This is a genomic window from Dactylosporangium sp. NPDC049742 (assembly GCF_040674675.1).
Classification (GTDB): Bacteria; Actinomycetota; Actinomycetes; order Mycobacteriales; family Micromonosporaceae; genus Dactylosporangium; species Dactylosporangium maewongense.
In genome coordinates this window covers 227,019-253,343 of sequence record NZ_JBFANF010000006.1, presented here as the reverse complement: position 1 = coordinate 253,343, position 26,325 = coordinate 227,019, and the positions used below count along the sequence as shown (strand labels likewise).

The 26,325-nt window shown below is 72.1% G+C and carries 20 protein-coding genes and 1 tRNA gene; 9 read left to right on the top strand and 12 right to left on the bottom strand.

Features of this window, described 5'->3' with window-relative positions:
* Positions 1-3 precede the first annotated feature (3 nt).
* Genes ilvA through AB0J72_RS11345 form a run of 4 tightly spaced genes read right to left on the bottom strand, consistent with a single transcriptional unit; the run spans position 4 to position 4,513 of the window.
* Entirely contained in the window at positions 4-1,230 is a 1,227-nt protein-coding gene (ilvA, locus tag AB0J72_RS11360) for a threonine ammonia-lyase (RefSeq protein WP_363397556.1), read from the bottom strand.
* On the bottom strand, positions 1,227-1,940 hold the full coding sequence (locus tag AB0J72_RS11355) for a hypothetical protein (protein WP_363397554.1): 714 nt from the start codon (positions 1,938-1,940) through the stop codon (positions 1,227-1,229). Before AB0J72_RS11355 ends, ilvA begins: the two co-directional genes overlap by 4 nt.
* An 8-nt stretch (positions 1,941-1,948) precedes the next feature.
* Entirely contained in the window at positions 1,949-3,334 is a 1,386-nt protein-coding gene (locus AB0J72_RS11350) for an amidase family protein (protein ID WP_363397552.1), read from the bottom strand.
* Positions 3,335-3,370: 36 nt separating this feature from the next.
* The gene (locus AB0J72_RS11345) at positions 3,371-4,513 is read right to left on the bottom strand and encodes a cystathionine gamma-synthase (RefSeq protein WP_344501710.1); all 1,143 of its coding nucleotides are present in this window, start codon (positions 4,511-4,513) and stop codon (positions 3,371-3,373) included.
* Between the two features lie 216 nt (positions 4,514-4,729).
* Here AB0J72_RS11345 and msrA point away from each other — a divergent pair, with 216 nt between their 5' ends.
* The 3 genes from msrA to AB0J72_RS11330 all read left to right on the top strand — a co-directional run bounded on the left by msrA (position 4,730) and on the right by AB0J72_RS11330 (position 8,774).
* Positions 4,730-5,326 (top strand): peptide-methionine (S)-S-oxide reductase MsrA, encoded by a 597-nt coding sequence (gene msrA, locus AB0J72_RS11340; RefSeq protein WP_363397617.1) that lies wholly within the window; start codon positions 4,730-4,732, stop codon positions 5,324-5,326.
* Positions 5,327-5,574: 248 nt separating this feature from the next.
* Positions 5,575-7,512, top strand: a complete 1,938-nt coding sequence (locus tag AB0J72_RS11335; RefSeq protein ID WP_363397550.1) for an IPT/TIG domain-containing protein — start codon at positions 5,575-5,577, stop codon at positions 7,510-7,512.
* Between the two features lie 149 nt (positions 7,513-7,661).
* Positions 7,662-8,774 carry a hypothetical protein gene (locus AB0J72_RS11330; RefSeq protein ID WP_363397548.1) on the top strand — a complete coding sequence of 371 codons (1,113 nt, stop codon included), beginning with the start codon at positions 7,662-7,664 and terminating at the stop codon, positions 8,772-8,774.
* Positions 8,775-9,061: 287 nt separating this feature from the next.
* On the opposite strand, the gene AB0J72_RS11325 is transcribed toward AB0J72_RS11330, so the two are convergent.
* Positions 9,062-9,385, bottom strand: coding sequence for a hypothetical protein (locus tag AB0J72_RS11325; RefSeq protein ID WP_344501713.1), 324 nt, complete (start codon positions 9,383-9,385; stop codon positions 9,062-9,064).
* Positions 9,386-9,532: 147 nt separating this feature from the next.
* Here AB0J72_RS11325 and AB0J72_RS11320 point away from each other — a divergent pair, with 147 nt between their 5' ends.
* Positions 9,533-11,215, top strand: coding sequence for an aminotransferase class V-fold PLP-dependent enzyme (locus tag AB0J72_RS11320; protein WP_363397546.1), 1,683 nt, complete (start codon positions 9,533-9,535; stop codon positions 11,213-11,215).
* 133 nt (positions 11,216-11,348) lie between these two features.
* Positions 11,349-12,266, top strand: coding sequence for a trypsin-like peptidase domain-containing protein (locus AB0J72_RS11315; RefSeq protein ID WP_363397544.1), 918 nt, complete (start codon positions 11,349-11,351; stop codon positions 12,264-12,266).
* 249 nt (positions 12,267-12,515) lie between these two features.
* Here the strand turns inward: AB0J72_RS11315 and AB0J72_RS11310 are convergent, their stop codons facing one another.
* Both AB0J72_RS11310 and AB0J72_RS11305 read right to left on the bottom strand, forming a co-directional pair.
* Positions 12,516-13,880: a cystathionine beta-synthase gene (locus AB0J72_RS11310; RefSeq protein ID WP_363397542.1), complete on the bottom strand. Its 1,365-nt coding sequence runs from the start codon at positions 13,878-13,880 to the stop codon at positions 12,516-12,518.
* Between the two features lie 27 nt (positions 13,881-13,907).
* The gene (locus tag AB0J72_RS11305) at positions 13,908-14,258 is read right to left on the bottom strand and encodes a DUF1232 domain-containing protein (protein ID WP_363397540.1); all 351 of its coding nucleotides are present in this window, start codon (positions 14,256-14,258) and stop codon (positions 13,908-13,910) included.
* 293 nt (positions 14,259-14,551) lie between these two features.
* Here AB0J72_RS11305 and AB0J72_RS11300 point away from each other — a divergent pair, with 293 nt between their 5' ends.
* From AB0J72_RS11300 to AB0J72_RS11290, 3 genes are all read left to right on the top strand, one after another.
* A complete protein-coding gene (locus AB0J72_RS11300) occupies positions 14,552-15,619 on the top strand; it encodes a GDSL-type esterase/lipase family protein (protein ID WP_363397538.1) in 1,068 nt (355 codons plus the stop codon).
* 16 nt (positions 15,620-15,635) lie between these two features.
* Positions 15,636-16,433 (top strand): SGNH/GDSL hydrolase family protein, encoded by a 798-nt coding sequence (locus AB0J72_RS11295; RefSeq protein WP_363397536.1) that lies wholly within the window; start codon positions 15,636-15,638, stop codon positions 16,431-16,433.
* A gap of 71 nt (positions 16,434-16,504) precedes the next feature.
* Entirely contained in the window at positions 16,505-17,752 is a 1,248-nt protein-coding gene (locus AB0J72_RS11290) for an acetyl-CoA C-acetyltransferase (protein ID WP_363397534.1), read from the top strand.
* Between the two features lie 108 nt (positions 17,753-17,860).
* Here the strand turns inward: AB0J72_RS11290 and AB0J72_RS11285 are convergent, their stop codons facing one another.
* The 4 genes from AB0J72_RS11285 to AB0J72_RS11270 form a co-directional block, all read right to left on the bottom strand.
* Positions 17,861-18,178 (bottom strand): hypothetical protein, encoded by a 318-nt coding sequence (locus AB0J72_RS11285; RefSeq protein WP_344501721.1) that lies wholly within the window; start codon positions 18,176-18,178, stop codon positions 17,861-17,863.
* Entirely contained in the window at positions 18,178-18,987 is an 810-nt protein-coding gene (locus tag AB0J72_RS11280; protein WP_360558032.1) for a Bax inhibitor-1/YccA family protein, read from the bottom strand. Before AB0J72_RS11280 ends, AB0J72_RS11285 begins: the two co-directional genes overlap by 1 nt.
* Before the next feature lie 94 nt (positions 18,988-19,081).
* A complete protein-coding gene (locus AB0J72_RS11275; RefSeq protein ID WP_363397531.1) occupies positions 19,082-22,165 on the bottom strand; it encodes a lamin tail domain-containing protein in 3,084 nt (1,027 codons plus the stop codon).
* A gap of 167 nt (positions 22,166-22,332) precedes the next feature.
* Positions 22,333-22,413 (bottom strand) — tRNA-Leu (locus AB0J72_RS11270).
* 148 nt (positions 22,414-22,561) lie between these two features.
* Between AB0J72_RS11270 and AB0J72_RS11265 the strand changes: the two genes are divergently transcribed.
* Complete coding sequence (locus tag AB0J72_RS11265; protein ID WP_363397529.1) at positions 22,562-24,274, top strand: hypothetical protein; 1,713 nt, start codon at positions 22,562-22,564, stop codon at positions 24,272-24,274.
* On the opposite strand, the gene AB0J72_RS11260 is transcribed toward AB0J72_RS11265, so the two are convergent.
* The gene (locus AB0J72_RS11260; protein WP_363397527.1) at positions 24,271-25,638 is read right to left on the bottom strand and encodes an NAD(P)/FAD-dependent oxidoreductase; all 1,368 of its coding nucleotides are present in this window, start codon (positions 25,636-25,638) and stop codon (positions 24,271-24,273) included. The two genes, AB0J72_RS11265 and AB0J72_RS11260, sit on opposite strands and share 4 nt — an antisense overlap.
* Positions 25,639-26,325: the final 687 nt, after the last annotated feature.

The window sequence follows — 26,325 nt, the reverse complement described above, 5'->3', positions numbered from 1 at the left end:
CTTCTACGCGCCGAAGGTCACCGTGTATCCGGCCGAACGGAGGGCGTTGACCAGCCGGTCGGAGTGTTCTGAGCCGCGGGTCTCGACCGACAGGTGGATCTCGACCTCGCCGAGCTGCAGGCGCGGGTCCTGGCGGCGGTGGGCGACGTCGACGACGTTGGCGCCGTGCTCGGCGATCAGGGAGAGGATCTTCGCCAGGTGGCCGGGGCGGTCGCCGCAGCGGACGGTGAAGGCCAGGTAGCGGCCGGCGGCGGCGAGGCCGTGCTCGATCACCCGGAGCATGAGCATCGGGTCGATGTTGCCGCCGGAGAGGACCGCGGCGGTGGGGGTCTCGACCTCGACGGCGCCGGCGAGCAGGGCCGCGACGCCGACGCTGCCGGCGGGCTCGACGACGGTCTTGCCGCGCTCGAGCAGCATGAGCAGCGCCCGGGAGATGTCCTCGTCGGTGACCGTGACGACCTCGTCGACGAGCTTGCTGACGTGGGCGAACGTGAGGTCGCCGGGGCGGCCGACCGCGATGCCGTCGGCGATCGTGCCGAGCGCGGCCAGGCGGACCGGGCGGCCGGCGCGCAGCGACTCGGGGAAGGCCGCCGCGCCCGCCGCCTGCACGCCGATGATGCGCACGTCGGGGCGCAGCGCCTTGACCGCGACGGCGAGCCCGGAGATGAGGCCGCCGCCGCCGATGCCGGTGACGATGGTCCGCACGTCGGGCAGCTGCTCGAGCAGCTCCAGGCCGAGGGTGCCCTGCCCGGCGATGATGTCGGGGTGGTCGAAGGGGTGGATCAGCACCGCGCCGGTGCGGTCGGCGAACTCCTGCGCGGCGACGAGCGCCTCGTCGACGGTGGCGCCGGCGAACTGGACCGCGGCGCCGTAGTTCTTGGTGGCGGCGATCTTCGGCAGCGGCGCGCCGACGGGCATGAAGACGGTGCTGGTGGTGCCGAGCAGGCCGGCCGCGAGGGCGACGCCCTGCGCGTGGTTGCCGGCGCTGGCGGCGACCACCCCGCGGCGGCGTTCGTCCGCGCTGAGGCGGGCGATCCGCACGTACGCGCCGCGGACCTTGAACGATCCGGCCCGTTGCAGGTTCTCGCACTTGAGCCAGGCAGGGCCGCCGAGCTTCGCGGTGAGCGGCCGGCTGGGCTCGACCGGGGTCCGGCGGATCACGCCGGACAGCAGGTCGCGTGCCGCCTCGATGTCGGCGAGCGTCACGAGCCCCGAGGAAGGTTCCGTCATTCCCCGATCGTGCCACCCACCGCGACCGGCAGCACCACCGTCCAGTCGTCGTTCGTGGAGCGCAGCGCCCGCAGGGTCGCCGGTGGCACGAGGGATCCGCGGAGGCGGGCGACGCGGCCGTACTGCGCGCTGGTCACGCGGGCGATGAGGATCAGCGCGACCACCGCGGCGGCGATGCCGAGCGCCGCGCCGGGCAGGCGCAGCAGCAGCTGCCGGCCGAACAGGTGCGACACGAGCGCCCGGTCGACGGTCCCGCCGGCGGCGACCCGCTCCCGGACGTCGTCGATCTCCCGCAGGTTGTCGAGGCCGGCCAGGACGGCGGCGCCGACGGCGGTCACCGTGAGCAGCAGGCCGAGCCACCACAACCAGGTGAGCACCGTCATCCTGCGGCGCAGCAGCGGTGACCGGCCCACGCTGCCGACGGCGACGTCCATGAGCGGCACCGCGGACGTGGCGCGGATGCCGAACGCCGCCAGGTTCGACCGGGCCCGGCCGGCCCAGCCGGCGAACGCGACCCAGGCGGCCAGCACCGCGGCGGCGAGGGCGGCCCAGCCGCCGAGGCGCACCGCCGCGGCGTCGGTGCCGGGACGGTGCGCGGCCCAGATGTCGACGAGGGGCAAAAACGCCACGCACAGGTGGGTGAGGGCCGCCCCGGCGACCGCGAGCATCGCCGCGGTCGCCCAGCCGGAGATCGCCCTGATCCGCCGCATCGCCCGCCCTAACGCCGCGCCGCGACGCGGGGCCAGCCCGGCGCGTGCCGCCGCCACGGCGCGGCCTGCTCGACCTGGCCGGCGAGGGCGAGCAGCAGCAGCTCGGAGCCGGGCGGCCCGACGAACTGGACCGCGGCGGGCAGCCCGTCGGCCCGGACCCCGACCGGGATCACGATCGCGGGGAAGCCGGCGAAGTTCCACGGCGCACTGTAGGGCGCGTAGCGGGCGTTGACCAGCATGTTCGCCGACCAGGAGCGCTCCGACCAGCGCACGGCGCGCGGCGGGGCGGTCGCGAGGGCCGGGGTGACGAGCACGTCGTGGCCGCCGGCCAGGAACCAGTTGCGGCAGCGCTCCCGCCACTCGTCCCGGTCGGCGGGCTTGACCAGGCCGCGGCGCAGGGCCCGCTCGCCGAGCGCCACGTGCCGGCGGGTGCGCGGCTGCAGCCGCGACACGTCCAGGTCGGCGGCGTCGACGGCCGCGCCGGCGAACCAGGTGGCGAGGACCTTCGCGGCGAGCGCCGGCGGATAGGTGGGGTCGGCGCGCACCGCGTCATGGCCGAGGCCGAGCAGCAGGCGGACGGCGTCGCTGAGGCCCTTGCGGGTGCCCGCGTCGGGGAACACGCCGGTGGCGGGGCTGCGCGACGACACGGCGATCCGCAGCTTCCCCGGCGTCTGCAGCGCTTCGGGGGTACGGCCGGCGATGACCGAGAAGCCCAGCGACGCGTCGCCGACGGTGGTCGCGAGGATGCCGTTCTCGGCGAGCCCGTGCCAGTCGTTGGCGCCGATGCCGGCGGGGACGACGCCCCGGCCGGGCTTGAGGCCGACGAGCCCGCAGCAGGCGGCCGGGATCCGGATCGAGCCGAGCCCGTCGTTGCCGTGCGCGATCGGCACCAGGCCGGCGGCGACCGCGGCGGCCGACCCGCCCGACGAGCCGCCGGGGGTCCGGTCGGTGCGCCACGGGTTGCGGGTGACGCCGTCGGCGTCGTCGGTGATCCCCCAGATGCCGAGCTCCGGCATCTTCGTCACGCCGACGACGACGGCGCCCGCGCCGCGCAGCCGCCGGACGACCTCGTGGTCGTGCTCGGCGACGGGGCCGCGGGCGGCCGCCGAGCCGTTCCACGTGGGCAGGCCGGTGACCGCGGTGTTCTCCTTCACCGCGATCGGCACGCCGGCCAGGGGCAGGTTGCGCAGCTCCGGCTGGTCGTCGACGATCTCCGCCTCGGCGATCGCCTCGCCGGCCCGGACCTGCCGGAACGCGCCGACGATCCGGTCGTAGGCGCGGATCGAGTCGAGGTGGTCGGCGACGACCTCCGTCGCTGACGTGTCACCGCGGCGCACCGCGCGGGCGATCTCCCGCGCGGTGCTGCCGACCCAGGTGGTGGAGCGGTGCAGCATGGTGAGACACCTTCCGGCCGATGGGCGTTCAGTGTCTCAACGAGCGAGGGCTTGCTCCAGGTCCGCGAGAAGATCGTCGATCGTCTCGATGCCGACGGACAGCCGGACGAGGTCGCCGGGGACCTCCAGCGGCGAGCCGGCCGCGCTGGCGTGGGTCATGCGGCCGGGGTGCTCGATCAGCGACTCGACGCCGCCGAGGGACTCGCCCAGCACGAACAGCTTCGCCCGGTTGCAGATCTCCACGGCGGCCTCCTCGCCGCCGGCGGCCCGGAAGCTCACCATGCCGCCGAAGCGCCGCATCTGCTTGGCCGCGACCTCGTGGCCGTGGTGGTCGGGCAGCCCCGGGTACAGGACCTGGCGCACCGCCTTGTTCCTGGACAGGAACTCGACGACCTTCTCCGCGTTGTCGCAGTGCCGGTCCATGCGCACGCCGAGGGTCTTGATGCCGCGCATGGTCAGCCACGCGTCGAACGGGCCGCAGACGGCGCCCATCGCGTTCTGGTGGAAGGCGAGGCGGTCCAGCAGCTCGTCGTCGCTGCCGACGAGGGCGCCGCCGACGACGTCGGAGTGCCCGCCGATGTACTTCGTGGTGGAGTGCACGACGATGTCGGCACCCAGGTGCAGCGGCTGCTGCAGGTACGGCGAGGCGAACGTGTTGTCCACCACCAGCAGCGCGCCGCGGTCGTGGGCGACCTGGGCGAGCGCGGCGATGTCGGCGATGCCGAGCAGCGGGTTGGTCGGGGTCTCCAGCCAGACGATCTTCGTGCGGTCGGTGATCGCGTCGCGGACCGCGTCGACGCTGTGGATCGACGCCGGCGTGTAGTCCAGGCCCCACCGCTGCGCGACCTTCGAGAAGAGCCGGTAGGTGCCGCCGTAGGCGTCGTCGGGGATGACCACGTGGTCGCCGGGCACGCACACCGTGCGCAGCAGCGTGTCCTCGGCGGCGAGGCCGGAGGCGAAGGCGAGGGCCCGGCGGCCGCCCTCGATCGCGGCGAGGCACTCCTGGAGCGCGTCGCGGGTCGGGTTCTGGGTCCTGCTGTACTCGTAGCCGCGTCGGGGGTGGCCCACCGCGTCCTGCGCGTACGTGCTGGTCTGGAAGATCGGCGGGACCACCGCTCCGGTGGCGGGGTCCGGCTCCTGGCCGGCGTGGATGGCGAGGGTCTCGAAGCCGTGCGTCATGGACCGACCATAGTGCGGGCCAGGGTGAGCCGAGTCACGGGTCGCCACAATCCGCTCGCCGGGTCGCAGCCGTAATGACCTGATAAGGCGGACGGGCGCGTCGCGAGGCAAACTTGAGCCCACGAGCTTTGTAAGGAGCTGATCGTGTTCCCGTGGATCCGTAAGCCGCTCGACCTGCCCACCGCCGACACCGCGCTCGCCGGCCGCGACACCGAGATGCCGGTCGCGGCGACCCACACCGTGCTCGGCACCCCGCTGCGCGGGCCCTGGCCGCTGGGCCTGGAGGTCGCGTATTTCGGCATGGGCTGTTTCTGGGGTGCGGAGCGCATCTTCTGGCGCATCCCCGGCGTCCACTCCACCGCCGTCGGCTACCAGGGCGGGTTCACCACCAACCCGACCTACGAGGAGACCTGCTCCGGCCGGACCGGTCACACCGAGGCCGTCCAGGTCGTGTACGACCCGCTGAAGGTCTCCTATGAGACGCTGCTCAAGGCGTTCTGGGAGAACCACGACCCGACCCAGGGCATGCGCCAGGGCAACGACGTCGGCACCCAGTACCGCTCGGCGATCTACACGACCACGCCGGCGCAGGAGACGGCCGCGGCCGCCTCGCGGGATGCGTTCGCCCCGGTGGTCCGCGCCGCCGGCAAGGACGAGATCACCACCGAGATCGGCCCGGCCGGCCCGTTCTACTACGCCGAGGACTACCACCAGCAGTACCTGTCGGACGTGAAGAACCCGTACGGCTACTGCAACCACGGCCCGAACGGCATGACCTGCCCGATCGGCGTGGGCTCGCTGCCAACGCTCTGACCTTTCCGCGGCAAACGGGCGCACCTCGGGGCGCCCGTCTCTTTGTGTGCGAAGTGTGAGCAACCTTCGAGTTTGCGACTACCGTCAGCAACCGTACTGATACTTTGAGTGACGATCCGGCATACGTTTCCCTGTTTCAGGTGATCCGTGCCCATCGATTGCTCCCATCCCGCGGTCTGACGGAGGAGACGACCAAAGTGCAAGTCAAGACAAAGCAACGCGGTGTCGCCGCGGCGCGCATAGGCGCCGTGCTGACGCTCGTGACGGCCGGCCTGGTCGCGGTCGGGACCCCGGCGTTCGCCGCCACGGCGATCGCACCGAGCACCGGCCCCGTCGGCACGGTGATCACAGTGACCGACTCCGGCACGAGCTTCACCGGCGCGACGCGCGTGCAGTTCCAGTGGAAGTCCGCCGGCAACACCGCGTGTGCGGCAGCCGCCCTGACCCCGACGCCACCCAGTGCCTCGGACCCGATCACACAGACCGGCGGCGTCATCGAGGTGCCGGCGGCCAACATCAAGGTGACCTCCTCCAGCGTGCTGGACGTGACCGTCCCGGCGTCACTGACGCTGCTCGGCACCCCGTCGCAGATCACCGCCCAGTACTTCGTGTGCACCTACAACGCGGCCGGCTCCACGCTGCAGAACGCCTCCGACGAGGTGTTCACGCTCAACGGCAGCCTCGTCCCGGGCGCGACCTCCGGCCCGACCGCCGGCGGCAACACGATCACCGCCACGGCCATCGGCAAGGTCTTCAACACCGGCTCCGTGTACGTCCAGTTCCAGGACAACGCCGGATGCACCTCGACGTACTCCGCCGTCAGCGGCACCGTCGTCGCCGTGCCGACCAGCAGCGTGAAGATCCTCAACGGCACGCCACCGACCAACAAGCTGTCGATCACCGTCCCGGCCGGCGTGGTCAACGCGGGTGGCTTCACGACCGAGGACTGGTACATCTGCGTGTACAGCGGCAACACCGCCGGTAACGCGAACAGCCCGCTGATCGCCGGCTCCGGCCTGCAGTACACCGTCGGCCCGGTCCCGACGATCTCGACCGTGACGCCGACCACCGGCCCCGCCGAGGGCGGCACGACGATCACCGTCACGGGCACGAACATCCCGACCGGGGGCGTCGGCATGACCGCGCTGCTCGGCGGCGAGCCGCTGACCGACATCGTGGTCGCCGGCAACAACCTGTCCTTCACCGCGACCGTCCCGCCGCACTCCGCGGGCGGCCCCTTCGCGCTGTCGCTGACCACCACCGGCGGCACGGTCACGAAGCCCGCCGTCTTCAGCTACACCAACGGCATCACGGTCACGCCCAGGAACTCGCCGAACACCCGGAACCAGGGCACCGACCTCGACATCACCGGTGTCGGCTTCTCCGCGCTCGACTTCAGCGGCAACTCGTCCGGCGGCCTGACGCCCGACAACGCCAAGGCGCACGTCTACCTGGTCCGGGGCGCCTACAACCCGGCGGCGGGCACCAGCCCGACGGTCAAGACCAACCCGCAGGTCGCGGAGTGCCTCGACGTCACGGTTGTGGACGACAACGAGCTCATCTGCACGCTCTACACGGCCGGCACCGGCTTCGCCGGCGCCAACTCCACCCGTGCGCTCAGCGGCTGCACCGTCACCTCCGGCTCCGCCAACGTGGTCGGCTCGGCCACCACCACCACGTGCAACTTCTCGGCCTCGGACGTCGGCATGGCGGTGACCGGCACGGGCATCCCGACCGGCACGAGCATCATGGCGTTCACCGACGCGACGCACGTGACGCTGTCGAAGAACACCACGTCCGCGGTGACCGCGATGACACTGAACACGAACCGGGTCATCGCCGACGCCGCGACCACGGCCGGCAGCGCCACGCTCGGCACCTCGGCGGGATCCGCCTTCAACGCCGGTGACGTCGGCCGGGCGATCAGCGGCCCGGGCATCCCGAACGGCACCAGGATCGTGAGCGTCTCCGCCGGCGTGCCGACGCTGTCGAACGCGGCCACGGCGACCGCGACGACGCCGTCCCTGACGCTGCACTCCGGCATCCCGATCCCGAATGGCACCTACACCGTGACGGTCGTCAGCAACGGCGCCGTGGGCGCACAGCTCACCGCCGGCTACTCGCAGACGATCATCTCCAGCGGCTCCACCTTCACCGTCGCCGATTACCTCATGGCGATGAACTGACCCACCGCGCGATTTGGGCGGCCCGGAGTGCAATCCCGACTCCGGGCCGCCGTCGCATTCCTGAGGAATTTTCACTACTGACAGCATTCATGCTGTTACGTTGAGTGAGTATCCCCATTCAGCCGTTCAGCTTGAGAGGACCCTGCTCAATGTCATTCGTGCAATCCCGCTTCGCCAGAGCGGCCGGCGCGGGCACGGCCGCGGCAACGCTGCTCAGCGCGGCGGCGCTGATCGCCACGCCGATGACGGCCCACGCCGCCCCCGCCGCCACCTCGGTCACCATCGCCTCGCCCGCCGGCGGCAAGGTCGCCGCGGACACCGACAAACAGGTGGTCATCATCAACGTGGTCGGCCTGACCGGCGCGACCCTCGACGAGAACTCGGTGGAGAGCGTCGACCTCGGCGCCGACGTCGACTGCCAGGGCCTCGACTTCTACATAGTGACCGGGACGACCCAGATCGCGACCAAGACGCCCACCGGCGGCTGCGCGCCGACGTCCGGCGTCGCCTCCGAGACGATCGGGATCAACTTCGCCAACAGCGGCGGCACCCTCACCAAGGCGCTGTCCGGCCTGGTCTTCATCGCGCCCCCGAAGCTCGACACCACCACTCCGGTCATCACCGACCTGAGCAGCGCGCTGCAGTCCGCGGACCAGATCCAGCAGTTCCTCTCGACCGGCGGCCAGACCATCCGCGTCAAGGCCGACAACGACTTCACGTTCAGCGGGGCCAGCGGCGTCCTGAGCGCCTCGCTCGGCGGCAAGCCGCTGAGCGAGGTCAAGGTCTGGAAGAAGACCGACGGCACGCAGATGACCACGGCCCCGTCCGGCACGACCGAGAACGGCAACTGGTTCACCGGCAAGACCGCCGCCGGCATGACCAACGGCAACCTGTCGATCACCCACAACGGCGTCACCAAGACGTGGAGCGCCACCGACCTCGGCACGAGCGTCGTCACGGTGCCGGTGCTGACGGCCATGACGCCGAACATCGGCAAGATCAACACCGCCACCAGCGTGACGCTCACCGGCACCTTCACCGGCGCCACCGGCGTGAACTTCTGCGGCGTCGCCGGCACCAACTTCGTGCTGAACACGGCCGGCACCTCGATCACCGTCAAGACGCCGACCAGCGGCCTCGCCGACGACCCGGCCGGCCTCGGGACCGGCAACTTCTCCGGCGTGTGCCCGGTGAAGGTCGTCGCTCCCGCCGGCTCGAACATCCACACCGCCAACTCGGTGTTCTCGTTCGTCGCCGAGTGACCCACGGCAACGGCCCGGCCTCCTGTTTGCGGAGGCCGGGCCGTTGTCACGAGTGCGTGAGGGTTTTGGCAGGCGAGGGCACACCATCGCGATGTATGCGGGGGAACCACGAAAGGTGTGCCCTCGCCTGCCGGGTAGACCCGCCCGATCCCTGGGGAGGACGCCTGGCCGGAGGCGTTCGGAGCCGGCGGAGGCATGCCGGCAACCGTGTCCGAGCGGGTCTTTGTGTCGCGGTGACCACGGCCATGGCGGGAGCGCCGAAGTCACCGCTCAGATCAACGATCGTGCTAGAGAAAGGTTCCCCGGTTGCCGCCGGCACGGTGCCAGCCGCCCCTGGAACGCTGCGGGGCGCCGAGGTCGATCCGCCAGTCGGGCATCGTCCTCAGGCTGTAGAGGTCGTGCCGGGCGGTCCAGGCCTCGTTCCACGGCCGCCGCGAGGCGGCCTCGGCGTTCTCGGCGAGCCGGCGCGGCGCGCACGGCCACTCCCGCCCGCACCAGATGCACTGTCCGTCACCGTCCGACCCGTTGTGCCGGCTCAGGATCTGCGTGGCGTCGCGCCACAGCAGACGGTCGACGACGTCTGTTGGCTCGGACTGGTCAACACTGACCAACTTCCCTACCCCCAAACTCTTGAGGCTCCCTGAGAACCTCCGGACGAAACGTTAAACAATCGGGCTGCACGCATGGGCGGACAGCCTGTGCGATTCCCGTGCGACCACTCGAAAGGGGACGGCGTGGCGGAGCGGATAATGGCCGCCATGGAGAGCCCCCTGCTGCAGCGCATTCGCGACGCCGTCATCGGTGACGACCAGGTGATGTGGGGGCCGTATGGCGCGCGCCGCGTGACCTACGCCGACTACACCGCGTCAGGACGGGCGCTGGACTTCATCGAGCGGTTCATCCGTGACGAGGTGCTGCCGCGGTACGCGAACACCCACACCGAGTCCTCCGGCACCGGACTCCAGACGACCCGCCTGCGGGAGGACGCCCGCCAGATCGTCAACGACGCCGTCGGCGGCGACGCCGAGACCGTGGTCATCTTCACCGGGTCCGGCTCGACCGCCGCGATCGACAAGATGGTGCACATCCTGGGGCTGCGGGTGCCCGCCGGGCTCGACGACCGCTACGACCTGACGGCGCACATCCCGCCCGCCGACCGGCCCGTGGTGTTCATCGGCCCGTTCGAGCACCACTCCAACGAGCTGCCGTGGCGGGAGTCCATCGCGGACGTCGTCGTCATCCCCGAGGATCACAACGGGCACATCGACCTGTCGCGCCTGCGGGCCGAGCTCGAGCGGCACGCCGACCGGCCGCTGAAGATCGGCTCCTTCTCCGCGGCGTCCAACGTCACCGGGATCGTCAGCGACACCCACGCGATCTCGGCGCTGCTGCACGAGCACGGCGCGCTCTCCTTCTGGGACTTCGCCGCCGCCGCGCCCTACGTGGACGTCGCCATGTACGGTCCCGGCCCCGGCCAGTACAAGGACGCGGCCTTCATCTCGCCGCACAAGTTCGCCGGCGGGCCCGGGACGCCCGGCGTCCTCGTCGTGCGGCGCGAGGTGCTGCGCAACCGCGTGCCCACCGTGCCCGGCGGCGGCACCGTCGACTACGTCAACCCGACCGACCACCACTACATCGCCGACGCCGCGCACCGCGAGGAGGGCGGCACCCCGGCGATCGTCGAGTCCATCCGGGCCGGCCTGGTCTTCCAGCTCAAGCAGGCCGTCGGCACCGACACCATCCGCGACCTGGAAGAACGCTTCCTGCGCGAGGCGATCACGTCGTGGAAGACCAACCCCAACATCGAGATCCTCGGCAACCTGGACGCGTCGCGGCTGTCGATCGTGTCGTTCGTGGTGAAGCGGCCCGGCGGCCGCTACCTGCACCACAACTTCGTCGTGTCGCTGCTCAACGACCTCTTCGGGATCCAGTCGCGGGGCGGCTGCTCCTGCGCCGGCCCGTACGGCCACCGCCTCCTCGGCATCGACATCGAGCGCTCGCAGCGCTTCGAGCAGGAGATCATCGCCGGCTGCGAGGGCATCAAACCCGGCTGGGTCCGGGTGTCCTTCAACTACTTCATCTCCGACGCCGTGCTGCGCTACATCGTCGACGCCGTCCACTTCGTCGCCACCAACGGCTGGGCGCTGCTGCCGCAGTACCGCTTCGACCCGTACACCGGACTCTGGAAGCACCGGGACGGCCTGGTCGAGCCGCCGCTGCGCCTCTCGGAGCTGCACTACGACAGCGACGGCGAGCTGCGCTGGCCCTCCAGGCACGAGCGCGCGCCCGAGTCGGCGCTGGCCGGCTACCTGGACGAGGCGGCGCTCATCGTCGCCGAGGCCGCGCAGGTCTCGCAGGTCGAGCAGCCAGACGGCGTCGTCTCCGCCAACTTCGAGGCCCTCCGCTGGTTCGAGCTGCCGGCGATCTCGCTGTCGACCTGACGGGCGTTTCACTGTCGGGCTGACGGTGCATCTCGCCGTCGGCCTGACGGGGGCTTTCGCCGTCGGCCTGACGAGGTATTTCGCCGTCGGCCTAACCGGGCATGGATGCGTGCCGCGCGGCGTTGCGTGCGGCATGGACCCCGAATCCGACGCGCTCGACACGTACAGCAGGGTCGTCTCCGGCGTGGCGGCGGCCCTCCTGCCGAGCGTCGCCAGCCTCAGCGTCCGCGGCCACTCCGGCTCGGCGGTCGTCTACACCCCCGACGGCTTCGTGCTGACCAGCGCCCACGTCGTGGCGGGCGCCGACGGCGGGCTCGCCGAGTTCACCAACGGGGTCAGCAGCAGGTTCGACGTCGTCGGCGCCGACCCGCTCGCCGACCTGGCCGTGCTGCGCATCCACGAGACGGGCGTGCCGCCGGCGACCCTCGGCAACGCCGACGACCTGCGTATCGGCCAGCTCGTCGTCGCCGTCGGCAACCCGCTCGGCCTGGCCGGCTCCGTCACCGCCGGCGTCGTCAGCGCGTTGGGCCGCTCGCTGCCCGTCCGCGACGGCCGGCACGTCCGCCTCATCGACGACGTCGTGCAGACCGACGCCGCGCTCAACCCGGGCAACTCCGGCGGCGCCCTGGCCGACGCCTCCGGCAAGGTCGTCGGCATCGACACGGCCGTCGCCGGGATCGGGCTCGGCCTGGCGGTGCCGGTCAACGGCACGACCCGTCTGATCATGTCCGAGCTCATGGCGACGGGGAAGGTCCGCCGCGCGTGGCTCGGCGTGGCCGGCACGCCCGTCGCGCTCCCCCAGCCGCTCGCCGACCGGGTCGGGCAGCGCAAGGGCCTCCGGCTCGTCGAGGTCGTGCCGGGCAGCCCGGCGGGCCTGGCCGGCCTCTACGTGGGCGACGTGGTCCTCTCCGCGGGCGGCCGCCCGATTGTCGGCGTCCAGGACGTGCAGCGCCTCATGCTGGGCCCCGCCATCGGCCAGCGCCTGCAGATCACCGTCCTGCGCAAGGCCGCCCTGGTCGACGTGGTGGCCGTCCCCGAGCCGCTGCGCTGACCCCCGCGACGGGTTCTGACCCACCCCGGCCACAGCACGATCAACGCCCGATTCGCCGGGCGACTTGAACTGGGGTGGATCGCGCACCGCTCATGGGCCGAAAGCCGCATTTCCCGGCATTGACCAACGTCTGCACCGCCGCCAGGCAGACCGGCACCATAGACGTTGCGCGATCCAGCCTCGGTCCGGGACTTGAACCGGGTGGGTCGCGCAACGCCTAAAGGCGAAAAGCCGTATGTGGGGGTGGGGTCAGCGCAGGTGGGCGAGGAGGTCCTGCCTGGTGATGACGCCCGCGGGCTTGCCGTCGATCAGGACGACCGCGGCGTCGGCCTTCTCCAGCAGCGCAACGGCCTCGCTGACGGGCTGGCCGCCGCCGATCATCGGCAGCGGGTCGCCCATGTGCTTCTCGACGATGTCGTGGAGGTGGGCCTGGCCGGTGAAGAGCGCGTCCATCAGGTCACGCTCCGCGATCGAGCCGGCGACCTCGCCGGTCACGACCGGGGGCTCGGCCTTGAGGACGGGGAGCTGGGAGACGGCGTACTCACGCATGTAGTCGATGGCGTCGCGGACGGTCTCGTTGGGGTGCACGTGGACCATCTGCGGCAGGTGCCCGTCCTTGCCGACCAGGACGTCGGCGACGGTCGGCAGTTCCGCGGCGGTACGGAGGAAACCGTAGCGGGCCATCCAGTCGTCGTTGAAGATCTTGCTGAGGTAGCCGCGGCCGCCGTCGGGCAGCAGAACGACCACGACGTCGTCGGGGCCGGCCTCGCGGGCGACCTTCAGCGCCGCGGCGACGGCCATGCCGCAGGAGCCGCCGACGAGCAGGCCCTCCTCGCGCGCCAGGCGGCGGGTCAGGTCGAACGAGTCCTTGTCGGACACCTCGACGATCTCGTCGCAGACGTCGCGGTCGTACGTGGTGGGCCAGAAGTCCTCGCCCACGCCCTCCACGAGGTACGGCCGCCCGGTGCCGCCGGAGTAGACGGAACCCTCGGGGTCGGCGCCGACGATGCGGACCGCGCCGCCGGAGACCTCCTTGAGGTAGCGGCCCACGCCGGAGATCGTGCCGCCGGTGCCGACGCCGGCGACGAAGTGTGTCACCTTGCCTGCTGTCTGCTCCCAGACCTCGGGGCCGGTGGTCTCGTAGTGGGAGCGGGGGTTGGCCGGGTTGGCGTACTGGTCGGGCTTCCACGCGCCGGGGATCTCCCGGGCCAGCCGGTCGGAGACGTTGTAGTAGGAGCGGGGGTCCTCGGGCGCGACGGCGGTCGGGCACACGACGACCTCAGCGCCGTAGGCCCGCAGCACGTTCTGCTTGTCCTCGCTGACCTTGTCGGGGCAGACGAAGACACACCGGTACCCCCGCAGCTGCGCGACGAGGGCGAGCCCGACCCCGGTGTTGCCGCTGGTCGGCTCGACGATCGTGCCGCCGGCCTTGAGCAGACCGGCCTTCTCGGCCTCCTCGACCATGCGCAGCGCGATGCGGTCCTTCACGCTGCCGCCGGGGTTGAGGTATTCGACCTTGGCCAGGACGGTGGCGGAGATCCCGTCCGTCACGTTGCGGAGCCGGACAAGGGGCGTGTTGCCCACCAATTCGACGACGTTGTCGTAATAGCGCACACGGCCAGCGTATAGCGCCGGAATCGGCTACTTGACGACGTGCCCCGGAATCACGTTGTCGCGCTGCTTCTCCCACTCCAGGAAGCGCTCCAGCTCGTCCAGCAGCGCACCGGCGAAGTAGGTCGCCATCGCCAGGTCGTCGACGACGCCGAGCACCAGCAGGAACAGCTCCGGCACGGCGTCGATCGGGGACACGATGTAGACGGCCGAGGCGGCGAGCAGCGCCAGGCGGGTGCCGCCGTCGTACTCGCCCTTGAGCGTCGCCTTCACCATCCGCGGGATGGCGCTGAGCCGCTTGCCGAGCCCGGGCGTGCCGGGCTTGAAGACCCTCAGCAGGGCCGTCCATGCCAACCGCCGTCGCAGCGCGCTGTCCGCCATGATCGCCGCCCTCTCTCCTCTGGCTATGAATGTAACGGTGTCTGTCACGGACGGCGCGCGGTAAGAATGACGGATGGATCTCGACGGTCCCCGCGCGGGCGCGGACGTTTGGCCGGCCGTTCCCCGCGGGCAACCGGAGAGGACCACCTGGGCAGGGATGATCACGCACGGCAGCGGCTCACGTCGTGATCGGTCGGGATGAAGACGATCGGGATCTTTACTTGAGAGAGCGGATACTTGTGGACCGGGGGTTAGCCTCGCCAGGGCGTTGAGTGGCGAGAGGCGGGAAGGCGATGGGGGCGTTGAGGCTTCGGTCAGAGCAGGTGCGGCGGATCGCCACGGCGGCGGCGCTCGGCAGCGGCGGCGTCGCCGGCGCCGGCGCGCTGTTCTACGGCGTGGTCGTCGGACAGGCGCTGCTGGCCCGGCGGGTCATCCCGCAGGTCGTGAGCCCTCCCCCGCGCGCCGACGGCACCTACGGCGCCCACTTCGACGGCGAGCCGATCCGCCTGGTCGTGCTCGGTGACTCCTCCGCCGCGGGGTATGGGGCGGAGGTGCCCAGCGAGACCTTCGCCGCGTCGGTCGCGGCCGGGCTGGCGGAGCAGCAGCGGCGGCCCGTGTGGATGCGCTGCCTCGCCGTCGTCGGCTGCGAGTCGCGGGGGCTGCCGCCGCAGGTGGACGTGGCGCTGCGGCACCGCCCCGACGTGGCCGTGATCTGCATCGGCGGCAACGACGTCACCCACCGGGTCAGCGTGTCCCTCGCGGTGCGGCACCTGGTCGACGCGGTCCGCCGGCTGCGGGCCGCGGGCATCCAGGTCGTCGTCGGCACCTGCCCCGACCTCGGCACGATCCGGCCGATCCAGCCGCCACTGCGCTGGCTGGCGCGGCACTGGAGCCGGCAGATGGCGACGGCGCAGACGATCGCGGTGGTCGAGGCCGGCGGGCGGACCGTGTCGCTGGGTGACCTGCTCGGCGAGCTGTTCTACGCGGAGCCGGACCGGATGTTCAGCTTCGACCGCTTCCACCCCTCCGGCGCCGGCTACCTCGCGGCGGCGCAGGCGGTCCTGCCGACCGTGGTCGCGGCGCTGACCGAGCCCGACGTGGCGGCGCCGCTGACCGCGTCGCTGCGGGCCGGCGAGGGCGTGCGGTCCCTGCCGCGCGCCGCGGCCGAGGCCGCCCAGCGCCCCGGCACCGAGGTCAGCGCGGCCCAGGTGGCGGGCAAGGAGCGCGGCCCGGCCGGCCGCTGGGCACAGCTGCGCCACCGGGTCTGGCACAGGCTGCCGCAGCAGGCGGCGCGCGAGCCCGCCCAGGCCCCCGAGACCGCCTCGGCGGTGCCGGACCGCTCCCCGCAGGAGTCCACATGACCACGATGGAGTCGGCATGATCACGATCAAGCGACTGGCGCGGATGGCCACGGTCACCGTGATCGCCGGCACGGTCGGCGGCGCCGCGGTCCTCGCCGCGCAGGCGATGGCCGCCCGCGCCCGGTCCTACGCGAAGCCCGACATGCGCCTGGCGATGCGCTCCTCCGTCGGCGCCGCCGGCAAGCCGCCGATGCGGCTGGTCCTCCTCGGCGACGCGACCGCGCTCGGCGTCGGCGTCGACCGCGTCGCCGACACCGTCGGCGGCCAGCTCGCGGCGCTGCTGTCGGAGGGCGGCAGCGACGGCACCGTGGGCCGGCGGGTGGAGCTGTCCAGCGTCGCCGTGGCCGGCTCCCGCTCCTCCGACCTGGCCACGCAGGTGGCACGGGCACTGGTCGGCCCCGCCCCCGACGTGACGGTCATCCTCGTCGGCACCAACGACGTGACCCACCTCGGCCGCGGCTCCGACGCCGCCGAGTACCTCGGCTCGGCCTGCCGCCGCCTGCGCGACGCCGGCATCCCGGTCGTCGTCGGCACCTGCCCCGACTTCGGCGCGCTGCGCGCCTTCGCGCCCCCGCTGCGGCAGCTGCTCGGCTGGCGCAGCCGCAGGGTGGCGAGGCAGCAGGCCGCGGCCGCGAGCGCGGCCGGCGCGGTGGTGGTCGACCTGGCCGCCCGCACCGGCGCCGTCTTCCGTGCCGACGCGGGCACGCTGTGCCACGACGGCTTCCACCCGTCCGCCGACGGCTACCGCGTCTGGGCCCACGCCCTCCTCCCCGCCGTCGAGGAGGCCGCCGCGGTCCGCGGCTTCCTGCACTGAAGATGCACTAAGTCTGCAGATTTCTCACAGGTGCTCGCAGGGGTTGATTACCCTGCAGTAGCGTCGGTGGCATGCCGGAAGCTGTCATCGTCGCCACCGCCCGGTCCCCGATCGGCCGTGCCGCCAAGGGATCGCTGCGCGAATTCCGCCCCGACGACCTCGCCGCGACCATCGTGCGCGCCGCGCTCGCCAAGGTGCCCGGGCTCGACCCGCGGGACATCGAAGACCTGTACCTCGGCTGCGGCCTGCCCGGCGGCGAGCAGGGCTTCAACATGGCCCGCGTGGTCAGCACGCTGCTCGGGTTCGACCACCTGCCGGGCGCCACCACCACCCGCTACTGCGCGTCGTCGCTGCAGACGACCCGGATGGCGTTCCACGCGATCAAGGCCGGCGAGGGCGACGTGTTCATCTCCGCCGGCGTGGAGTGCGTGTCACGCTTCGCCCGCGGCAACTCCGACGGCCTGCCCACCGAGGCGCAGGCGGCGGTCGGCGGCCCCTGGCAGAACCCGGCCTTCGCCGACGCGTACGCGCGCACCACCAAGCGCGCCGAGGGCGGCGGCGAGCCGTGGCACGACCCGCGCGAGGACGGCGCCCTGCCCGACATCTACGTCGCGATGGGCCAGACCGCCGAGAACCTCGCCGAGCTCGAAGGCGTCACCCGGGCCGACATGGACGAGTTCGGCGTCCGGTCGCAGAACCTGGCCGAGGAAGCGATCAAGAACGGCTTCTGGGCCCGCGAGATCACCCCGGTGACCGCCCCTGACGGCACGGTCGTCTCGACCGACGACGGCCCCCGCGCCGGGGTGACCCTGGAGGGCGTGGCCGGCCTGAAGCCCGTGTTCCGCCCCGACGGCCGGGTCACCGCCGGCAACTGCTGCCCGCTCAACGACGGCGCCGCCGCGGTCGTCATCATGAGCGACGTCAAGGCCCGCGAGCTGGGCATCACGCCCCTCGCGCGGATCCTGTCGACCGGCGTGACCGCCATGTCGCCGGAGATCATGGGCATCGGCCCGGTCGAGGCCTCCCGCAGCGCCCTGAAGCGGGCCGGGATGACCATCGACGACGTCGACCTCGTCGAGATCAACGAGGCCTTCGCCGCGCAGGTGATCCCCTCGTACCGCCAGCTGGGCATCCCGATCGAGAAGCTCAACGTCAACGGCGGCGCCATCGCCGTCGGCCACCCGTTCGGCATGACCGGCGCCCGCATCACCGGCACGCTGATCAACTCGCTGAACTGGCACGACAAGTCCATCGGTCTGGAGACGATGTGCGTCGGCGGCGGCCAGGGCATGGCCATGGTCATCGAGCGCCTGTCGTAGGTAGGGTCGCGTCGGCCGGGCGCGGGCATCACAGCCTCACTGAGACACAGGCGTCAGAGCTGCCCGCGCACGGCCCTTCGCCCGGAACGCCGGGCGCGGCGCGAGCCGTCAGAGCTGACCGCGCACGGCCTTCACCATCTCGGCGGCCTCGTCCACCAGGGCGGGGCCGCCGAAGCGTGCCAGGTCCGCCGCCACCACCCGCAGCTGGTCGGGCAGCGCGAGATCGTTGTCGAGCCGCGGCACCGGCAGGCGCGGCCGGCCCTCGGCGTCGGCGCAGCGGTCGGCGAGCCACTGGATCAGCTCGTGCACCGCGTCGCCGCGCGGGACCCCGGACACGCCGGACGCCGCCCACCGGGGCGGCGTCCAGTGTCCGACCTGGCCGACCAGCCTGCCCACCGTCGCGGTGAGCGGGTCGTCGGCACTCATCAGCGTCGCAGGTAGCTGAGCATGCGCAGGATCTCCCAGTACAGGAAGATCAGGCCGACCAGGATGCCGAACGAGCAGTACCACGCGTACTTCTCCGGCAGCCCATACCGGACGCCCTGCTCGACAGCGTCGAAGTCGAGGACGAACGTGAGCGCGCCGACGACGATGATCACGAGGCTGAAGACGATCGGCAGCCAGCCGACCTTGCCGTCCAGGCTGTACTCGCGCAGGCCCAGGTTGATGTCGAAGAGGTAGAACAGGTAGTTGGCCAGGCTCAGCACCACGACGCCGATGAGCGCGCCGATGACCATCTTCGTGAAGCGGGGCGTGGCCCGCACGATCTGCAGCTTGTAGAGCACCGCCATGATCGCGAAGATGCCGAACGTGCCGATGACCGCCTGGATGACGATGCCGCTGTAGGCACCCTCATACCAGCGGCTGACCAGGCCGAGCAGCACACCCTGCAGCGCCGCGTAGGCCATGATGACGGCCGGGTTGGTCACCCGCGCGAACGAGATGACCAGGCCGAGGACCAGGCCCGCGATGAGCGAGCCGATGGTCGCGATCGCGGTGATGGCGCCGCCGGCCGGCAGCAGCACCCACGAGACCGCACCGAAGATGCCGGTGATCGCGAGCAGGGCGACGGTGCGGACGACGACGTCGTCCATGGTCATCGCCCGCGTGGCGGCCGGGGGCTGCGGCACCCCATAGCCGGACTGGGGATACCCGAAGCCCGGGGGCGTCAGCTGCGAGCGCTCCTGCCTCGCCGCCTGACCCAGGCGGTTGAGCACCGGGTTCGAACTCTGCACGATCAGCCTCCAGAGGCGTCGCATTCATGTGTACGACCAGCGTACCGCGTGTGCCGGCGCTGAGTGGATCTCAGTTTCGCCGGCACACGCAGTGTCAGACGCCGAATGACTCGCAGCGACCGCCGGCGTTGGTGTTGTTGCCGCGGCCGGCGGCGGCGCTGTCCGTGCCGGCGCCGCAGTCCACCACGTCGTTGCCGCTCCCGGTGCCGATCACGTCGGCGCCCGCGCCCGTCGAGACGGTGTTGTTGCCGTTCCCGGCGTCGACGCGGTCGTCGCCGGCACCGGTGGTGATGCTGTCGTTGCCCGAGGCGGTGACGACCACGTTGTCGCCGTCGCCGGCGCGGATGACGTTGTTGCCGCCGCCGGCCTCGATCCGGTCGTCGCCGGCGCCGGTCGTGATGACGTCGTTGCCCGAGGCGGCGATCACGGTGTTGGTACCGGCGCCCGCGTCGACGACGTTGTTGCCGCCGCCCGCGTCGATCAGGTCGTCGCCGCCCGCGGTCGTGATGACGTCGTTGCCGGGGCCGGTCACGACGCAGTCGGACCCGCCACCGCCGGTGACGGTGTCGTTACCGCCGAGGCCGACGATGAGGTCGCTGCCGGCGGTGCCGGCGAGGCGGTCGTTGCCGGTGGTGCCGACCACGACCGCGTCGACCGCGCCGCAGGTCAGCCCGGCCGCCCGCACCGTGACGGCGCCGGTGTGCCGGATGCCGGTGAGCGCGGCGGTGAGCCCGAGCGAGCCGCCGGCCGGGACGCTGAACGTGACCGGCACCGAGCGTGCGGCCACCGTCACGGTCGCGGCGTCACCGGCGAGGGTCGACACGCCGACCAGGCCGGTGAGCAGGTAGGAGCCCTCCCCGAACCGGATCGCCGCGTCGCTGCCGGACAGCTGGACCTCGGCGGGAGCGGTACCGGCGCCGACGTCGAACCGGACCGACGACGACGGCCCGGCGGACACCGCGACGGTGCGCCCACCCGTGCCGACGATCCGGCCGGAGACGGCCGCCGTGGCGAACGTCGCGTTGGCCGGGTCGGCGGGCGCCGGGTCGACGGCGTCGAGGATGCCGTCGTCGTCGGCGTCCAGGTCGACGCAGGTGATCGTGCCGGCGCGCAGCGCGTGCCCGTCGGTGCCGCTGTCGTCGGACCAGACCACCGGCTTGCGCCCGGCGACGCACGCCTGCTGCGGCGCGATCGCGAAGCCCTCGTTGTTGAGGTTCGGCATGCCGGCGGGGCGCTCGTACAGGCCGCTGACGGCGAACGCGCCCGCGGTCACGTCGAGGGTGGCGACCCGGCCGTTGCACGTGTCGTCGCAGACGGCCCACAGGTGGCCGGTCTCCGGCTCGAACTCCAGGTCCATCACCGACGGGAACCCGCTGGCGAACGTCGCGACCCGGGTGAAGCCGCCCGGCGTGAGCGCGTACGCGTAGACGCTGCCGTTGGCCTCGAGCCCGACGAGGAAGAGCCCGTCGCCGTGGCCCGGGTACACGGCCGGGTCGTACGCGGCGCCGGTGCGCTGGTCGGCGAACCCGTGCGCGGTGAGGTACGCGTCCGGCACCCAGGTGATCGCCTCCAGGCCGCTGTTCGCGGCGACGGCCGGCAGGTCGGCGGTGAGGTTCCACTCGGCGTTCGCGGTGCCGCTGACGCCGTCGTAGCGCTCGATCGTGGGCCGGCTCACGCCGCTGACGGCGTTGTTCCGCTCGGTCGACACGTAGATCCCGTCCGGCCGCCACACGACGCCCTCGGCGTCGACGTCGCCGGTGCCGTCCGCGTAGTGCAGCACGGTGGACGACGACGGCGTCCAGGCCGACCCGTCCCAGGTCAGGCGGTAGAGGGTGCCCGGTCCGTTCTTGACCGCCCAGAGGACGTCGCGGCCCTGGAACGACAGGCCGCTCATGTTCCCGCCGAACCCGCCGGACTGGTCGGCGGTGGTGACGTCGGCGCCGCCCGGCCAGGCCGTGGCGGGCGTCTGGCCGGCGCAGGCGTTGGCCGCGCCGCGCGTCGAGGCGGTCGTGGCGGCGAACGGTCCGGTGCCGTCCGGGCAGCGCCCGTAGGTGATCGCCGCGTGGGCCGTCCAGGTGTACGAGTCGACCAGCGTCACCCCGTCGGCCGCGAACAGCCGGGCGGAGTCGGCGGCGCCGAGGCCGAACACGGGATCCACGTCCAGGACCAGGTAGGCGCCGGGGGCGAGGGTGGTGTTGGCCGCGATCGTGAACACGTGCGTGTCGTCGTTGTCCTTCACCAGCCAGCCGGACACGTCGACCGCGGTGACGCCGGTGTTGACCAGCTCGACCCAGTCGCCGGGCGTGCCGCCGTTGGACTCGACCTCGTTGATCTTCACCTTGGCCGCCGGCGAGGTGCAGTCGTTGGCCGCGCCGCGCGTCGAGGACGACGTCGTCGCGAACTGCCCGGTGCCGTCCGGGCAGCGCCCGTAGGTCGTCGCCGCGTGGGCCGTCCACGTGTACGAGTCGATCAGCGTCGTGCCGTCGGCGGCGTAGACCCGTGCCGAGTCCGCGGCGCCCAGGCCGAACGCCGGGTCGACGTCCACCACGGTGTACGCGCCGGGGGCGAGGGTGGTGTTGGCCGCGATCGTGAACACGTGGGTGTCGTCGTTGTCCTTCACCAGCCAGCCGGACAGGTCGACGGCCGTGGCACCGGTGTTGAGCAGCTCGACCCAGTCGCCCGGGGTGCCGCCGTTGGACTCGACCTCGTTGATCCGGACCTTCGCGGCGGCCGGCGCGCAGTCGTTGGCCGCGCCGCGCGTCGAGGACGAGGTGGTGGCGAAGGTGCCGGTGCCGTCCGGGCAGCGGCCGTAGGTCGTCGCCGCGTGGGCGGTCCAGGTGTACGAGTCGACCAGCGTCGTCCCGTCGGCGGCGAACAGCCGGGCGGAGTCGGCGGCGCCGAGCCCGAACACCGGGTCGACGTCGACGACCAGGTAGCCGCCGGGCGCCACCGTGGTGTTCGCCGCGATGGTGAACACGTGGGTGTCGTCGTTGTCCTTCACCAGCCAACCCGAGACGTCGACGGCCGTGGCACCGGTGTTGACCAGCTCGATCCAGTCGCCGGGCGTGCCGCCGTTGGACTCAACCTCGTTGATGTGGATGGCAGGGGTGTCCGCCGCGACCGCCGAGGTGGTCGCAATGGCGACGCCCGATAATGCGGGTAAAAGGGCAAGAATCACACGGAATGGGGTGCGCAATGTCGCCGGTCCTTCGCGGGAAATGTGTTTTCCGCGAGCCTCGACCACGAGGACGACCAGCACATGAACACACGGCGAAACGCTCGGTGCGAGTGTGTCGCCCGCTCTCGCGCGGCGCCCACCGCGCACGATGGGGCAGCAGGAAGGAGTGCCCGGGGCGGGGTTCGAACCCGCACGCCTCGCGGCAGCCGCTTTTAAGGCGGCCGTGTCTGCCGTTCCACCACCCGGGCGTAGAAACGCGTCTCACGGTAGCCCGTCCGACGAACCGTCAACACCGACAAGGGGACCGCCGTTACTGTCATCCGGGTGAGCAGCCCCCCACTGACCGACGAGGTTGAGATGGTCCCGCCGGAGCCCTTGACAAACGAGGGTCCACCGTTGCAGGCACCGCGACGCTGGCCGGTGGACGTGGGCGCCGGGCTGCTCTTCGTCCTCGCCGCCGCGCTGCTGACGCACCGGCTGTGGCCCGGTCCGGCCGGGCGCGTGCTCGCGAGCAACCCCAGTGACCAGGCACTCGACGAGTGGTTCCTCGCCTACGCCACCCGAGCGTACCGCGGCGACTTCACCCTCGTGACCGGCATGCTCAACGCGCCCGAGGGCGTCAACCTCCTCGCGAACGCCTCGCTCATCGGCATGGGGCTGCTGCTGGCGCCGGTGACCCTCGCGTTCGGCGCGCCCGTCACGTTCAGCCTGCTGGTCGCCGGAAACCTCGCCGCGACGGGGATCGGCTGGTACCTGCTGTTCGCCCGCACCCTCGGGACGCACCGGGCCGGCGCGCTCCTCGGGGGCGCGTTCGCCGCGTTCGCGCCCGGCATGGTGTCGCAGTCCAACGCGCACCTGCACATGACGGCGGCGTGGCTGGTGCCGCCGATCGTCTGGTGCGTGGTCCGCCTCGCCCGCCAGACGGACGTGACGCGGCGGACCGCGTGGACCGGACTGCTGCTCGGCTCGCTCGTCACCGCGCAGTTCTTCGTCGGCGAGGAGGTGCTCTTCCTCACGGCCGTGACCCTCGCGGTGTTCACGCTGGTGTTCGTGGCGGCGGCCCGGCCGTCGCGGCGGATGGTGCCGCCGTTCATCCTCGGCCTGGGCATCGGCGCCGGACTGGCCGCGGCGCTGCTGGCGTACCCGCTGTGGCTGCAGTTCCAGGGGCCGCAGAGCGCCTCGGGCGGGGTGTTCCATCCCTCCTTCTTCTCCGCCGACCTCACCAGCTTCACCGCCATCTCGCCGCAGTCGCTCGCCGGCGACGACAGCGCCGCGCGGCTGGTCAGCGGGCCAGCGGAGTACACCACCTTCTTCGGCGCGCCGCTGCTGCTGGTCGTGCTCGGAGCGACGGTCTGGATGTGGCGGCAGCCGGCGGTCCTCGCGTCGGCCGTGACCGCGGTCGTGCTGTCGCTCTTCGCGCTCGGCCCGTGGATCGTCGTCGACGACTCGCCCACCGAGCAGCGTGGGCCGTTCGCGCTGCTGTCCGGCCTGCCGGTGATCGAGTCGGCGCTGCCGACGCGGTTCGCCCTCGGCGCGATCCCGTTGCTCGCCGTGATCGTGGCGCGGGTCGTACACGCGGCGATCACGCAGACGGAGACGCTGCGGCTGCTGGTGCCGGTCGCGGTGACGGCCGCGCTCGTGCCGCTCGCCCCGGTGCCGCTGCCGGTGACCGACCGTGCCCCCGCGCCGCGGTTCTTCACGGAGGGGTACTGGCGGATGTACGCGCCCGAGGACGGCGTGGTCGTGCCCGTGCCGCTGCCGGATCCGCGGGACCCCGACGCGATGCGGTGGGCGGCGGCGACCGACGTGCGGATCGCCACCCCGCAGGGCTGGTTCATCGGGCCGTACGGCAAGAACGGCGCGGCGGCCGTCGGCGTCTACCCGCGGCCGACGTCGCAGCTGCTGCAGCGGGTCGCGAAGTCCGGGTCCGCCGCTTACCCGACCGACCAGGCCCGGGCCGCGCTCGCCCGCGACGTCGCGTACTGGCGGGCGGCGTCCTTCGTGCTCGACCCCCGTCACCCGAACGCCGGGGCGCTCAAGCAGACCATGGACGGCCTGCTCGGCCACGGCGAGCGGGTCGAGGACGTCTGGGTGTGGCGCGCGCCTTAGGCGGCTTTCGCCTTCTGGTCCGACTTGGCCGTCGGGTGGAGCGGGATCGGCGGGGCCACGGTCAGGAACGGCTCGCGCGGCTCGTGCAGCGACCCGAGCGCGACGACCTCGCGGCGCAGCACCAGCTGCAGCGTCCAGTCGACCAGGACCCGGATCTTGCGGTTGAGCGTGGGGATCCTGCTCAGGTGGTACGTCCGGTGCATGAACCACGCCGGCAGCCCGCGGACCTTGACCCCGTAGACGTGCGCGACACCCTTGTACAGGCCGAGCCCGGCGACCGAGCCGACGTGCTTGTGCTTGTACTCCACCGGCCGGCGCCCACGCACCACGGCGGCGATGTTGTCGGCGAGCCGCGCCGCCTGGCGGACCGCGTGCTGCGCGCTCGGCGAGCACAGCGCCCCGGGCACCGCCGACGTGAGGTCAGGCACGGCGGCGCAGTCACCGGCGCTCCAGGCCCCGTCGACGACGTTCTGGTCCGCGTCCACGACCTGCAGCGTCGGCAGGCAGGTGATCGCCCCGCGCTGGGTCCGCGGCAGGTCCGTGTCCTCCAGCATCGGGTGCGGCTTGACGCCCGCCGTCCACACGATCGTGTCCGCCGGGAACTCGTCGCCGTCGGACAGCTTCACGATCCCGTCGACGCACGACTCGAGCCGCGTGCCGAGCCGGATGTCGATCGCGCGGCGGGTGAGCTGCACCACCGTGTAGGCGCCCATCTCCGGCCCGACCTCGGGCAGGATCCGCTGGGCCGCCTCGACGAGCACGAACCGCACGTCTTCCTGGGGGATCTCCGGGTAGTACCGCAGCGCGCCCCGGACCATGTCCTCCATCTCGGCGAGGGCCTCGATGCCCGCGTACCCACCGCCGACGAACACGAACGTCAGCGCCCGGCGCCGGGTCGCCTGGTCATTCGTGGTCGCGGCGACGTCGAGCCGGTCCAGCACGCTGTTGCGCAGGAAGATGGCCTCACCGATCGTCTTGAAGCCGACCGCGTGCTCGCGCAACCCTGGGATCGGCAGCGTCCGCGACACCGACCCCGGCGCGACGACGATGTGGTCATACGGCACCTCACGAGCCGGCCCCACGATCGGCTGGACGATGGCCACCTTCCGGGCGTGCTCGATCCGGGTGACCTCACCGGCGAGCACGTGGCAGCGCTTCAGCTCCCGCCGCAGCGGCACGACCGAGTGCCGCGGCGAGATGTTGCCGGCCGCCGACTCCGGCAGGAACGGCTGGTAGGTCATGTGCGGCTGCGGGTCGACAACCGTCACCTCGGCCTCGTGCCGGCCCAGCTTCTTGGACAGACGAAGAGCGGCGTAGAGCCCGACGTGCCCCGCACCGACGACAAGGATTCGCTTAGCAGCCACACCAGCAACGCTAGCCGCGAACACCCCTCATCTTCAGTCAGGCCACAGACATGTAACGACCATTACGCAAGCTGTAACCGCAGTCACTGTAAATCCCCCCACCGCTGCCGCGGCGGGGCCCGGCGGGGATTCTCACCCGCCCAATGCGCCGCTCCGCGACGCACTGCCCGCGCTGAGGCGCGACGCAGAACAAGCGGTGCATACGCGCCGCATCCCGCTGGTCACCGCCGCACAGGACCGCCCACCACTTCGCGGCGGCCGCCGGTGCCCGCTTGCTGTCCGGGCCGGCCGGTGAGCGCACCCGCTGAACCTGGTTCGCCACCCAAACCGACATCGATCAATGCCCCGGAATGTTCCTTTTTTCGTATAGACAGGACGCGATCCACCTACATTTCAGAGATCATTTTGGGGGTGGATCGCGCAACGTCTATGGAACAAAAGCCATAACCGCGGGCATTGATCAACGTCTCCACGAGGGGCCGACGCGGCAGCGGGGAGGGGGCGACGCGGCAGCGGGGAGGGGGCGACGCGGCAGCGGGGAGGGGCCGACGCGGCAGCGGGGAGGGGCCGACGCGGCAGCGGGGAGGGGCCGCCGCGGCAGCGGGGAGGGGCCGACGCGGCAGCGGGGAGGGCACGCCTCAGGCAGGCCGTCCAGGACGGCGGGCGACCACCGGATGCGGCGCGCAT